General features: G+C 61.3%; 11 protein-coding genes and 2 tRNA genes. 12 read left to right on the forward strand and 1 reads right to left on the reverse strand.

Annotated elements, in window-relative coordinates:
• Positions 1-201: 201 nt before the first annotated feature.
• The 6 genes from ASD83_RS01370 (at position 202) to ASD83_RS01395 (ending at position 4,421) form a co-directional block, all read left to right on the forward strand.
• On the forward strand, positions 202-399 hold the full coding sequence (locus ASD83_RS01370) for a hypothetical protein (RefSeq protein ID WP_056307223.1): 198 nt from the start codon (positions 202-204) through the stop codon (positions 397-399).
• 184 nt (positions 400-583) lie between these two features.
• Positions 584-659 (forward strand) — tRNA-Lys (locus tag ASD83_RS01375).
• A 155-nt stretch (positions 660-814) separates the two neighbouring features.
• Positions 815-890 (forward strand) — tRNA-Lys (locus ASD83_RS01380).
• Between the two features lie 220 nt (positions 891-1,110).
• On the forward strand, positions 1,111-1,812 hold the full coding sequence (locus ASD83_RS01385) for a YjbE family putative metal transport protein (protein WP_056307225.1): 702 nt from the start codon (positions 1,111-1,113) through the stop codon (positions 1,810-1,812).
• Between the two features lie 117 nt (positions 1,813-1,929).
• A complete protein-coding gene (locus ASD83_RS01390) occupies positions 1,930-3,102 on the forward strand; it encodes a lipid II:glycine glycyltransferase FemX (RefSeq protein ID WP_162249107.1) in 1,173 nt (390 codons plus the stop codon).
• Positions 3,099-4,421 carry a lipopolysaccharide biosynthesis protein gene (locus ASD83_RS01395; RefSeq protein ID WP_056307229.1) on the forward strand — a complete coding sequence of 441 codons (1,323 nt, stop codon included), beginning with the start codon at positions 3,099-3,101 and terminating at the stop codon, positions 4,419-4,421. The genes ASD83_RS01390 and ASD83_RS01395 overlap by 4 nt, the downstream gene beginning before the upstream one ends.
• 5 nt (positions 4,422-4,426) lie before the next feature.
• On the opposite strand, the gene ASD83_RS01400 is transcribed toward ASD83_RS01395, so the two are convergent.
• The gene (locus tag ASD83_RS01400) at positions 4,427-4,993 is read right to left on the reverse strand and encodes a hypothetical protein (protein WP_056307231.1); all 567 of its coding nucleotides are present in this window, start codon (positions 4,991-4,993) and stop codon (positions 4,427-4,429) included.
• 151 nt (positions 4,994-5,144) lie between these two features.
• Here ASD83_RS01400 and acs point away from each other — a divergent pair, with 151 nt between their 5' ends.
• The 6 genes from acs (at position 5,145) to ASD83_RS01430 (ending at position 13,062) form a co-directional block, all read left to right on the forward strand.
• Positions 5,145-7,094, forward strand: coding sequence for an acetate--CoA ligase (gene acs, locus ASD83_RS01405; RefSeq protein ID WP_056307233.1), 1,950 nt, complete (start codon positions 5,145-5,147; stop codon positions 7,092-7,094).
• Between the two features lie 279 nt (positions 7,095-7,373).
• Positions 7,374-8,465, forward strand: coding sequence for a glycoside hydrolase family 3 protein (locus ASD83_RS01410; protein WP_156385683.1), 1,092 nt, complete (start codon positions 7,374-7,376; stop codon positions 8,463-8,465).
• 65 nt (positions 8,466-8,530) lie between these two features.
• Positions 8,531-9,331, forward strand: a complete 801-nt coding sequence (locus ASD83_RS01415) for a UDP-2,3-diacylglucosamine diphosphatase (RefSeq protein WP_056307238.1) — start codon at positions 8,531-8,533, stop codon at positions 9,329-9,331.
• An 89-nt stretch (positions 9,332-9,420) separates the two neighbouring features.
• Positions 9,421-10,482, forward strand: coding sequence for a glycosyltransferase family 4 protein (locus tag ASD83_RS01420; RefSeq protein WP_056307240.1), 1,062 nt, complete (start codon positions 9,421-9,423; stop codon positions 10,480-10,482).
• A gap of 124 nt (positions 10,483-10,606) precedes the next feature.
• Positions 10,607-11,815: an MFS transporter gene (locus ASD83_RS01425; RefSeq protein ID WP_056307242.1), complete on the forward strand. Its 1,209-nt coding sequence runs from the start codon at positions 10,607-10,609 to the stop codon at positions 11,813-11,815.
• Positions 11,816-11,871: 56 nt separating this feature from the next.
• Complete coding sequence (locus ASD83_RS01430) at positions 11,872-13,062, forward strand: MFS transporter (RefSeq protein ID WP_056307244.1); 1,191 nt, start codon at positions 11,872-11,874, stop codon at positions 13,060-13,062.
• The last annotated feature ends 1 nt before the right edge of the window (position 13,063 follow it).

Below are 13,063 nucleotides of genomic sequence, written 5' to 3' on the forward strand. Positions count from 1 at the left end.
AAGTTCTCAACAGCCAGATTAGATGTTCAAAACCGGCAGAGGCCCTTGGGCCGGGGCTCTCGCGGGGGACTTCGGGGTCGGTGGCATTTGAACTAAATCGCAATGAAGTCAGCAAGTAGCCGACAACTATGCGCGTTCACCCTTGGTCATGCGCCGATTCCATCGGCCGTCTCCACTAAGCCCACTTACAAGGAGCAAAAAGTGAACCCCACCTATTTGCTTGCTCGCGATCATCTGCAGCGTGCTGCAGTCATCCTGCAAGGCGCCGACCAGCAATCTCGCCAACTGCGTCACATCATCGAGCGGACAATCGGCCTGATGGACGATTTCCGGCCCGAAGGTGGGCCGCAGGGCGACAACGTGTTCGAACTAAACGCCTACCGCCACCTGCGGTCGTGAAAATCTGCTCTCCTGGCCAGAAGGGCCGGGATTGAGCAGGATCGGTTGCGGCGACTTGTCAGGCCGCAAGAAGGGGATCCAGAAAGATCCCGGAAGTTTATCCACATATTGTGACGCAAGAGGCTGGACAGCGGAAAAGTCGCTTGGTAGAGAGGCGCCACTTTGGTGCCGGTCTTGCTAAGACGGGCGCATAGCTCAGATGGTAGAGCAGCTGACTCTTAATCAGCGGGTCCAAGGTTCGAGCCCTTGTGCGCCCACCAAAGTCTTCCTTGTTTACAAGGATCTACGAGAGGCGACCTTCGGGTCGCCTCTGTCGTTTCAGCCCTGAAAACGGACGGTATGGACGGCGCAACAGACTAGACAGCGGAAAACTCGCTTGCTAGAGAGGCGCCACTTTGGTGCCGTCGTCAAAGACGGGCGCATAGCTCAGATGGTAGAGCAGCTGACTCTTAATCAGCGGGTCCAAGGTTCGAGCCCTTGTGCGCCCACCAAATCCAAAACATGACAATGCCTTAAAACAGGGCGCCGCCAGTCAAGCGGCGCCTGTTTTGTTTGTGGTTGACGAGGATCAGGCGGGGCTTTGCGTGTCGCGAGATCAACTCTGGCCCGAGAGCACAACTATCCATTGTGTGTACGGAACAGACGCTATCTTCCTTCCCTCAAGCATCGTATAGCCGCAGAAGATTTTTCTGAGTGGAAGGCGCCTCCTTCATGTTCGGTATCGATCCGAGTTTCTTCAGCTCGCTGCTTCAGGTCATCCTCATCGACCTGGTGCTGGCGGGAGACAATGCTGTCGTCATCGGCCTCGCTGCTGCCGGACTTGCGTCCGACATGCGCCGCAAGGCTATTCTGATCGGCATCGCGGCAGCGACCATACTGCGTATCTTCTTTGCCTTGATCACCACCCAGCTGCTGTCGCTGGGCGGCGGTCTGCTGATCGCTGGTGGCGTGCTGCTGCTCTATGTCTGCTGGAAAATGTACCGCGAGCTGGCGGTCAGCCACGAGGAAGAGGGCGAAGCGACCGAGGCGCTGGCTGGCCACGATCTCAATGCCGATGGCACTGTCGCTGGCAAGGCGCCGCGCAAGACGCTGCGTCAGGCGGTCATCCAGATCATCATCGCCGACGTTTCCATGTCGCTCGACAACGTGCTGGCCGTGGCCGGTGCGGCGCAGCATCACTTTGAAGCGCTAATCTTTGGGCTGGCGCTCTCCGTCGTGATGATGGGCGTCGCGGCGACCTTCATTGCCCGCCTGCTGCATCGCTTCCGCTGGATTGCCTGGATCGGCCTCGCCATTATCCTCTTTGTTGCCGTTCGCATGGTGCTCGAGGGTGCGGGGGCGTTCATCACTATCCCGGAAATCCCGCTGCTCTACACGCCGCACGCGCCGGCTGCTGCTGCCGCAGCCCATTAAGGCTTGAGCATTCGCTAACCAATGCCCGCGATTGCAGGCATTTGGTGTGGTGAGATAGGGATTTGCTCACTTCGAACCTTTAGCCTCCCCGCAGATGAGCAATCTGCGGGGATTTTCATGTCCACTATCGCCGGGGAGATGATGGAACCAGCGCGGGCGGCGAATGCCCCCGCGGGCACGCATGGCATTGTGCTGGCGACGAAACGGGTTTCCGGCGCCGATTGGGATGCGATCATCGGTGGTTTCGACGAAGTCTGCCAGGAGCAGATGCATGCTTTTGCCGCGACCCGCTGGCCGGGTGTGGGGCAGGAGCCTGTGGTTTTTCAACGCGGCAACACCGTCATTGGCGGCGCGCTGGTTATGATCCAGCCTTTGCCCCTCAAACTGAGCCAGATGGCCGTGGTCAAATGGGCGCCTATGCTAGCAGTGGCGAGCGCGCCCGATGCCGAGGCGCTGCGGGTGGCCATGGTGGATTGCCTCGTTAGGGAATATGCCGAAAAGCGCGGCATGATGCTGTCGGTGCTGCTGCATGCTTCGCCGGGGGAGACGCACAGGGGCTATCGGGCGCTGCGCCAGCGCGGCTTCAAGCGCGGTTCGACGCTGCTGTTTCCCAATCGCTATATGGTGAAACTGCGCCTGTCCGATGACGAGTTGCGCAAGAGTTTTCACCAAACCTGGCGGCGGCAGCTCAACAAGGCGGAAAAGTCGGGGCTCGAATTCGAGCGGGTCGAGGCGGATCAGATCGACGCGTTCAAGACGCTCTATGCCTCGATGACCGAGCGCAAGCAGTTCCCCGACCATTCGGCTTATGAAACGCTCGATGCGCTGATGGCCCTCGACGAGCCGTTGCGGCCGGAACTGTTTTTCGTGCGTCACGAGGGCGAGACGGTTGCGGGGGCGCTGGTCTTCAAAGCCGGCGAGCGCGCCGTCTATCTCTATGGCGCGACCAATGACAGGGCATTGCCGCTACGGGCGGGCTATTTCCTCCACTGGCAGGTGATCCGCTGGTTGCGCGATCATACGCGGGCGCAGTGGTATGACCTCGGCGGTACCGACGGGTTTCAGGGGCTGCACCAGTTCAAGAGCGGCATGGTGGGTACTGCGGGGGTTATTCGCCCGGTGCCGCCCGTGCTGAATTTTGCGGCGTCACCCTGGGCGGGTTTCGTCGGCAATGCCGCTTTTAGGGCGCGCGATGTGGTCCAGCATACGCGACGGAGGATCGACTGGGTGTTGAGCCGCAAGGCGCGACCGGACCAGGCGCCGCATGTCTGGGACGCGGATCTAGAATGAGCCTTGCCCGGAAACTTGCCTCGCAATCTTCCATCATTTTTGCGGCCCGCATTTTCGGGGCCGGCTTCATTTTCGTCGCCCAGGCGCTGATTGCGCGGCTCTGGGGCGCCGACCTGCTTGGTGAATTTCTGCTGGTGGTCGCCAGCGTCAACCTGGTCTCGGTGGTGATGCCGCTCGGCTACCACACGGTCGGCACCTATTTTGCCGCTGAGTACCGGGCGCGGGGCAATCGCCGGCAATTGCTGGCCTTTCTCACGCGGTCCTATGGCTTTGTGGCGCTGAGTTTTGCCGGGCTGATCGTCATTGGCCCCTTGCTGCTCGAAGCGATCGGGCAGGGGCAGAGTGCCGTGGCGCTGCATTTCGTGCCCTTTGCGCTGCTGACGCTCGGCACAGCGGTCGTCTATGTGAACAGCGCCACGCTGATCGGGCTTAAGCGGCCGTTTGCTGGATTTTTTGCCGATACGCTGTTGCGGCCGATGATCGTGTTGGCCTCGTTCCTCGTGGCGCTCGGCGTGGGCGTTCCCGAGGCGGGCTTTACGCAGATGCTATGGTGCATCGGCGTCGGCTACGTGGCCGTGTCGCTGGTGCAGTTCGGCTTTGTGGTCACGAGCCTGCCGAAAATTCCGGTGGGTGAGGACGATATGCCGGCGGAGAGCCGGCGCTGGTGGCGCTTCGCATTGCCCTGGGTGGTGATCAGCCTTGCGACCGACTTCTTCTTTGATATCGATCTCTTGCTGTTGAGCCATCAGCTGGGCCGCGAGGAACTGGCGATCTTTGGCGTTTGCACGCGCATCTTCTCGCTCGTGTCCTTTGGCGTGGCGGCGGTCTATGCCGTGACCATGCCGGACATGTTCGAAAGCGAGGCCAAGGCCGATCGCGGCGAGTTCAACCGCAAGGTGGGCGAGGCCAATCTGGTGGCGAGCGGGGTGGCGCTGCTGCTGTTCGGCGTAGCCGTGGTTGGAGCACCATTTGCACTGATGCTGTTCGGGCCGGCCTTTGCCGCCGGCGCCGCACCGCTGGCCATTCTGTGCCTGTCGCTGGTGGTTCGCTCGGCTATGGGGCCGGCTTCGATCGTGCTGTCGATCCATGATCGGCCGTGGGCGAGCCTTCCGGCCATTGCGCTCGGGATTCTGAGCCTGTTTCTCGGCAATCTGCTGCTGGTGCCGGGATTTGGCCTCGTTGGCGCGTCGCTTTCGGCGATTCTGGCGATCAGTATCTGGTCGGTGGCGCTATGGCTGACAGCGCTGCATACGGCACATGTCGATGTGTCGATCATGCAGTGGTTCCGCTCACGGCGGCGGGTGATCGCGGCGGAGTAGGGTGCTCAGGCGCCCACAAGACCTTTCAGCCGATTCTTCAGGCGTCCGAGGCGGCCGATATTGACGCCGCTATCATAGCCTTCTTCTTCCTTGGTGTAGAATTTCTCGATCAGCAGATAGTCCTGTCCGAAAATGTGCTGCTCAAGGAGAACCGTTTCCTTGTAGCCGTAGCGCTTGAGCAGCATGCGAGCGACCTCGTTGTCCGGGCGCACGAAGGTGAAGGCCTTGTGGAAACGCTTCTTGTCCCAGTGTTCGTCGAAGGCGCGCATGCCGAACATGCCGAGCTTGGTCTGGCGATGTGAGGGGAATACCCAGCTCCAGTAGCGAAACACGGCGCCGCATTCGGGACCCGACACCATGGCGCCGCCGGGAACTCCATCGGCGCACATGATCATGATGTGCCAGGGGTCGATGGCAAGGAGGTTGTGGAGAAAGGTCTTGTTCAGGCGCCCCATTTCGTGAGCCTTGAAGCGATCGCTATAGTGCGGCGAGTTCGCGATCACATCCATGAGTTCGGTATGGATCAGCGGCACATCCTCGGGCTTGGCGGCACGGATGGTCATTTCGGCCATGGATCGCTCCCTTGCGCAAATCTCCTACTTTTAATGTAGCGCGAGGCCGTTAATGAGCCGTGGCCTTCCACTTCAGTCGTATCGTCAAGGGCTTGCGGCGGATAGATCGGGTCACTAGAACGTTTCTCGGGAGAGACCAGGGAGGATGACAATGAGCGAAGAGCTCTTGTTCCAGCCAAGTGCGGCCGCGATCGCGCATACCCAGACGACGGGCGAGCAATATGCCGCCCAGTACGAGCGTTCAGTCACGGATCCGAATGGATTCTGGGCCGAGCAGGCCAAGCGCCTCGACTGGGTGACCTTTCCCAAGACCATCAAGAACACCACGTTCGAATATCCAAACGTGTCGATCAAATGGTTCGAGGACGGGGTTCTGAACGTCTCATATAACTGCCTCGACCGGCATCTGGAGACGCGCGGCGACGATGTCGCGATTATCTGGGAAGGCGATACGCCGGGCACGGACGACAGGGTAACCTATCGTCAACTGCATGATCGCGTCTGCCGCTTCGCCAATGTGCTCAAGGCCAACGGCGTCAAGAAGGGCGACCGCGTCACCATCTATATGCCCATGGTGATCGACACCGCAGTGGCCATGCTGGCCTGTTCGCGCATCGGCGCGGTCCACTCGGTGATCTTCGGCGGCTTCTCGCCCGATTCGATCGCCGGCCGCGTGACCGACTGCGGCAGCAAGATCATCCTGACGGCCGATGAAGGCCGGCGCGGCGGCAAGACCATTGCGCTCAAGAAGAATGTCGACGAGGCGCTGACCAAGGTTTCAGGCGTCGAAAAGGTGATCGTCGTCAAGGTCACCGGCAATGCGGTGAACATGAGCGAGGGCCGCGACGTCTGGTATCAGGACGAAGTCGCCAAGGTGGACGCCAATTGCCCGCCCGAGCCGATGAACGCGGAAGACCCGCTCTTCATCCTCTATACCTCCGGCTCGACCGGCAAGCCCAAAGGCGTTCTGCACACGACCGGCGGCTACCTTCTTTATGGCTCGCTGACGCATCAGCTCACCTTCGACTATCGTCCGGGCGAGGTTTTCTGGTGCACGGCCGATGTGGGCTGGATCACCGGGCACACTTATATCGTCTATGGGCCGCTCGCCAACGGCGCGACGACGCTGATGTTCGAGGGCGTGCCGAGCTATCCCGATGCCAGCCGATTCTGGCAGGTGGTGGAAAAGCACAAGGTCAATATCTTCCACACTGCGCCCACCGCCATCCGCGCGCTGATGGGCGCGGGGCATGAATTTGCCGACAAATACGACATGCCGAGCCTGCGTCTCCTGGGTACGGTGGGTGAGCCGATCAATCCCGAAGCCTGGCTCTGGTATGCCAAGCATGTCGGCAAGGATCGCTGCGGCATTGTCGATGCATGGTGGCAGACCGAGACCGGTGGCCACATGATCGCCCCGTTCCCCGGCGCTTTCCCGACAAAGCCGGGTTCGGCAACCAAGCCATTCTTCGGCGTGCAGCCAGTTGTGCTTTCGCCTGAGGGCATTTTGCAGGAGCAGACCAAGGCCGAGGGCGTCTTGGCCATCAAGGATAGCTGGCCGGGCCAGATGCGCTCGATCTATGGCGATCATCAGCGCTTCATCGATACCTATTTCACCCAGTACAAGGGCTATTATTTCACCGGCGACGGCTGCCGGCGCGATAGCGAGGGCTACTACTGGATCACCGGCCGCGTCGACGACGTACTCAACGTCTCCGGCCACCGGCTGGGCACGGCGGAGGTCGAAAGCGCGCTTGTGGCGCATCCGAAAGTCAGCGAAGCGGCCGTGGTCGGGTACCCGCACGATATCAAGGGGCAGGGCATCTATTGCTATGTGACCCTGATGGCGGGCGAAAGCAGTTCCGATGAGTTGCGTGCCGAGCTCAAGAGCTGGGTGCGCAAGGAAATCGGGCCGATCGCGACGCCGGACCTGATTCAGTGGGCGCCGGGCCTGCCCAAGACGCGCTCGGGCAAGATCATGCGCCGCATTCTGCGCAAGGTCGCCGAGAACGATTTTGGATCGCTGGGCGATACGTCCACCCTGGCCGATCCGGCTGTAGTCGATGATCTGATTGCCAATAGGCAAAACCGGGCGAGCTGAGGCCAGGTTCCTGTCCGCAATACATGCCCTCGGGTTCTGCCCGGGGGCATTTTCTTTCAGTAGCCCTCATGGTGAGGTGCGGAGCGAAGCGTAGCCTCGAACCACGAGGGCGTGGCATTGCAACACCGGGGCACGCCCGCGTGGTTCGAGGCTTTGCTCTGCAAAGCACCTCACCATGAGGGCTACTGGGATTTCGGACACTCCCTCTTAATTCTCAGTCATTGTCTCGCCAGCTTTTCGTGACCACTGTGCAGGACAGATTCGCCCCGGAGCTTCATCTTGCGTTTGATTCTTGCCGCAGCCGTCGCATGCCTCGCCATCGCCGGGCCCGCTCATGCCGCTACGCTCGAGGAAATGGCGGGGCAGATGATCGTCATTGGCTTTGAGGGCGATGGTGCCGGGGATGCGAGCGTCAAGGCGATCAGCGACGAGTTGGCGGCGGGCCGGCTCGGCGGCGTCATGTATCTCAAGAAAAATGTCGCGAGCCTTGCTGCCGTCGCCGCGATGAACGCAAAGTTCCGTGCGGCCTCGCCGGACCTGCCGCCCTTCATCACCATCGACCAGGAAGGCGGCGCGGTCGAGCGGCTGACCAAGGATGTCGGCTTTACCGAAATTCCCAATGCGGCGACGATCGCGGCGCGCGACACGCCGGAAGAGGCCGAAGCGATCTATGCTGAAATGGCCAAGGGTATTGCAGCGCAGGGGTTTACGGTCAATTTCGGGCCGGTGGCCGATCTCAATACCAATCCGAATAATCAGGTGATCGCCAAGTTCGGCCGCGCTTTTGGCGCTAACCCGGCGACGGTGATCGACTATGATCGCGCCTTTATCGAGGGGCATCATAAGGCCGGTCTCGCCACGGCGCTGAAGCACTTTCCGGGGCATGGCTCATCGACGGCCGATAGCCATGAAGGCTTTGTCGATATTACCAAGACCTGGTCGGAGGACGAGCTGAAACCCTATGAAGAGCTGATCGGCGAGGGTGTGGTCGACATGGTAATGGTCGGCCATCTCTATCACGCCGACTATGCGGACGGCGACGGCCAGACGCCGTCTTCGCTATCGGCCCGCTGGATCGACGGCGTATTGCGGACCGATCTTGGTTTTGATGGCGTAGTGATCAGCGACGACCTCGAAATGGGCGCCATTCGCGATCATTTCACGCTCGAAGAAACTGTGGTCGAAGGCGTAAAGGCTGGGATGGATATCCTGCTTTTTTCCAACACTGCCTATCAGCGGCCCACGCTGTCGCGCGAGGTGTTGGATATCCTCGTCAAACATGCGGGGGCCGACCCCGCCTTTGCCGCGCGGATCGAGCAGAGCTACGATCGGGTCGTTGCCCTCAAGAAGCGGCTTTCCACCTCTTTCTGACGAAGCCGGTTTCCTCCGTCGCGCTCCGAAGATAAAGTGGGGCAGTAACTTGGAGACCAGAGGCAATGACGGATGACCGAGAGGTGCGGCGCGTAAGGGCGTTGTTCCTGTCCGACGTGCATCTGGGCATGAAGCCGACCCGGGTGAAGCAACTCATCGAGTTCCTGCGCCTGCATGACGCCGAGACCATTTATCTGGTCGGCGATATTCTCGATGGCTGGCGGCTGGCCAAGGCCTGGCACTGGCCTGAGGATTATAATGTCCTGACGCAGATCCTCCTCGACAAGGCGATGGCCGGTACGCGGGTCGTGTACCTGCCGGGCAATCATGACGAGTTCCTGCGCGAATATCTCGGTACCTATTTCGGCGAAATCGAATTGGTGGATCGTACGATCCACACCTCGGCAACGGGGCGCACCTATCTGGTGATCCATGGCGATCAGTTCGACGTCGTGGTCATGAATGCCAAATGGCTCGCCCATGTAGGGGATTGGGCCTATAACTTCGCGTTGCGCGTGAACATTGCCATCAACTGGGTGCGACGCCGGCTGGGCCTGCAATACTGGTCGCTCAGCGCCTGGGCCAAGCAGAAGGTGAAGAACGCCGTGTCGGTGATCGGGCGCTTCGAAGAGGCGCTGGTGCATGAGGCCAAAGAGTCGGGTGTGCATGGTGTCATCTGCGGCCACATCCATTTTGCCGACATGCATGACCGACTCGGCATTCACTACATCAATACCGGCGATTGGGTGGAAAGCTGCACGGCCGTGGCCGAGAATCACGATGGCGAGTTCGAGCTGATCAAGTGGACGGAGATGGTGGTGGGCGAGCCGCGACGGGCAAAAATCCGTCGTCCGGTAACGGAATAGGCTGTCGCCGCTCCGTCGCAATATCGTCACGGCAACGCAAATTGGCGGGAGCAGGCTGATCTGGCCTGAACCAGCCACGCGGTGCCGCCATGGCCAATACCGTTTCGTTTCCCGCCGCCCGTCGCATCGTCATTGTCACTGACGCCTGGCGCCCACAGATCAACGGCGTGGTGCGCACGCTCGAAAGCGTCGGCAAGGTGCTTCGCGAGTGGGGGCATAGCGTCGACTATCTGACGCCGGAAGCCTTCTGGACCGTGCCGGTGCCGACCTATCCCGAGATCAGACTATCGCTGGCCTCGCGCCGGGCAGTGTTTCGCCGCCTTGCCCATTCTCGAGCGCACCATATTCACATCGCGACGGAGGGGCCGCTGGGGCTGCTCGCCCGGCAATATTGCATCGAGCGCGGCAAGGGTTTTTCGACGAGCTTTCACACGCGCTTCCCGGAATATGTTTCGGCCCGGCTGCCGGTGCCGCAGGACTGGAGCTACGGCTATCTCCGCTGGTTCCACGAGCCGGCGGGCAATACGCTGGTGCCGACGCCATCGCTGCGCGACGATCTCGCCTCGCGCGATTTCAGGCACCTTCACCTCTGGGGCCGCGGCGTCGATATGGAGCGCTTCCAGCCGGGGAAGTCCGATGTCTTCGCGCATCTGCCGGGGCCACACCTCCTCTATGTCGGGCGGGTCGCGGCCGAGAAAAATGTAGAGGCTTTCCTGAGCCTTGATGTGCCGGGCACCAAGATCGTGGTCGGCGATGGGCCGGACCGGGCGCGACTCGAAAAACTTTATCCCGACGCTGTCTTCTGCGGCTATCGCCATGGTGATGCGCTGGTCGAGGCCTATCAGGGGGCCGATGTTTTCGTCTTCCCGAGCCGTACCGATACCTTTGGCAATGTGATGACCGAGGCTCTTGCTTGCGGCACGCCGGTCGCGGCTTATCCGGTGACCGGGCCCAAGGATATTCTTACAGATGGACGGGCAGGGGCCATTCATGTGGATCTTGGCGTCGCGGTGCGCCGGGCGCTGATGCTTGATCGGCGCGATGCCAGTGCGCATGCGCAGAATTTCACCTGGGCGGCCAGCGCGCGGCAGTTTGTCGATGGCCTCGTGCCAGCGACCGTAAGGCTGCCGCAACTGGCCAAGGCGGGCTAGGCAGTACCCGAAAGGACGCACGGATTTAGAACGTTGCAGTTCGCCTCCATTTGGGTCTTGCATTGTGTGACACTGCAAGGCACCAAGGCGAGCGGGGCGCTGATTTGCGCCCGGAGTCTTTTCCATGTCTTCCGTTCTGTCGCGCTTCGATACCCCCGAGGCGCGAGCATCGCTTTATCAATTCACGGTCTACCTTCCGGGCGCAGTGGCGTCGGTTTTTCTCGGCATCTGGTTGAGCCTCCATGGCATTCCGGCCGACCAGATCGGCTTGATCAATGCGCTGCCCATGCTGGGCCTGCTGCTCCTCAACATGATCATCGGCCGCATCGCCGACCGGGCGGATGACTGGCGCACAGCGATCATCGCTATTTCGCTGGTTTCGGCCGTGGCGCCGCTGGGGCTTTATTTCATTTCTGAATTCTGGGGTATTCTGCTCGTCTGGGCATTGGTGGCTATGTCCAACGGCCTCGTCGCCCCGATCATCGATGCGGCGACCGTGCGTATGACGCGCCGCAATGGCACTGATTTCGGCGCGGTGCGGGCCTGGGCGACCATCGGCTATGTCGTGGGCGCTGCCGGTATCGGGGGGCTGCTTACCGTCGTCGGGCCGGGCTCCTTCGTGACGCTCTACGTCGCCATGACCGTGCTGCGCGCCGTTATAGGTTTCCTGCTGCCGCGCTTTCGGGCGCCAGCACAGGAGGCGACCCTTGCCAATGTGCAGGGCACGCCGGCGCAGCGGGTCAAGCTGCGGGATTCGTTAAAACCGTGGTTTGTGCTGCCGCTGGTCGCCTTTGCGCTGGTCAATGCCAGCAATGCGGTGATGGGCAGTTTTGGCGCTCTGCTCTGGCACCAGCAGGGGATTCCCGATCATTTCCTGGGTCCGTTGCTCGGCATAGCGGCCGTGGGCGAGGCTGTCCTGATGTTCGCGTGGCGCCGGTTCGGGGGGCGGGTCACGGCACGCAACATGATCCTTGTCGCCTGCGTGGCGGGGCTTGTCCGCTTCACTATCCTCGCCTTCGCGCCGCCTGTGGAAGCGCTGTTCTTCCTGCAATTGCTGCACGCCTTCAGTTTCGGCATGGGCTATTTCGGCGTCGTGCATTTCATCGCCAACTGGACGCACGAATCCAACGCTGCCGAAGCGCAGGGCTTTGCCAATATGCTCAACCAGGGCGCCGCCATGGTCATGCTGGTGACGTTCGGGTGGCTGGTGGAATGGTTCGGCTCATCGGCCTTCTTCGCCTCGACCGTGACCTGCTCCATCGGCATCGTCTGCGTTCTGGTTTCGCTGCGCATGCGTCCGCCCAAGGATGCGACGCGGCCCGCCCTTTCCTGATGTGCGGAGGGGCGATGTTCCGCTCCTCCCGTTCTTTTCCTTCCCAGGTTGCTTGAATGAGCCAGAGCCTTGCCGGCCGCGTCACGCCCGAAATGCGCACTTCGGCCTTTTATGCCAGTTTTTTCACCGGCAGCGGCGCCGCTGTAATGTTCCTGCCGATCTGGCTGTCGGGCCAAGGCATCACGCCTGAGCAGATCGGCATCATCAATGCCGTGCCTATCGTGGTGATCCTTCTGTTCAACCTGGTGATCGGTCGCGTGGCCGATCGGGCTGGCGACTGGCGGCAGGTGATCGTCATTGGCGCGTTGATCGGCGGCATCGTCCCGATCGGCCTGTTTCTCGTCAATGAGTTCTGGGGCATTCTGCTGTTCTGGACCCTCGCCTGTCTTCCCGGCGGCGCTGTGGGGCCGGTGCTCGACGCTGCCACCATGCGGCTGGCGCGGCGGAATGGCACCGACTACGGCGTGATGCGCGCCTGGGGCACCGTGGGCTACATGCTGTTCAACGGGCTGACGGGCTATCTGGTCGTCTGGTTTGGCGCCGGTATCTTCGTGCCGCTCTTTGTCGGCATGGCCATCTTGCGCGCGCTGGTCTCGCTGCAATTGCCGGCATTCCGGGTGCCGGTCGAACAGAAGACCATTGCCGCGGTGACAGAGCCGGCCCCGGCCGCGAGACGGCTGCGCGACGTGGCAAAGCCGTGGTTCATCTTGCCGCTCTTCGGTTTCTGCATGGTCTTTGCCACGCATATCGTCCTCAACGCCTTTGGGTCGCTGCTCTGGAAGGAGCAGGGCATTCCGGAAAACGTCATCGGCCCGCTGATTGCGCTGGGCTCGGCTTCGGAGGCCGCGATGATGTTTCTCTGGAAGCGGTTCGGTGGGAAGATTTCGGCGCGCTCGGTGATGCTGATCTCCGCCGGCGCTGCCGCTTTGCGCTGGTGTGTGATGGGGCTGGAGCCGGGCATCGCGATCCTGATCGTGCTGCAACTGAGCCATGGCGTTACCTTTGCCATCGGTTATCTCGGCTGTGTGCATTTCATCGCCAACTGGACCGACGAAAACATCGCGGCCGAAACGCAGAGCCTTTTTGTCGTGGGGCAGCAATTGCTAACGGTCATGTCGGTCATCGGCTTTGGCTGGATCGTGCAGGGCTTTGGGGCGCATGCGTTTTTCGCGGCAGCCGGAATGGCGGCGCTGGGTGGGGCTTGTATTTGGCTATCGCTGCAGATGCGGCCGGCGAAGGGGGCTTAGT

Origin of the sequence: Devosia sp. Root685, from assembly GCF_001427875.1 — a bacterium.
Lineage (GTDB): Bacteria > Pseudomonadota > Alphaproteobacteria > Rhizobiales > Devosiaceae > Devosia.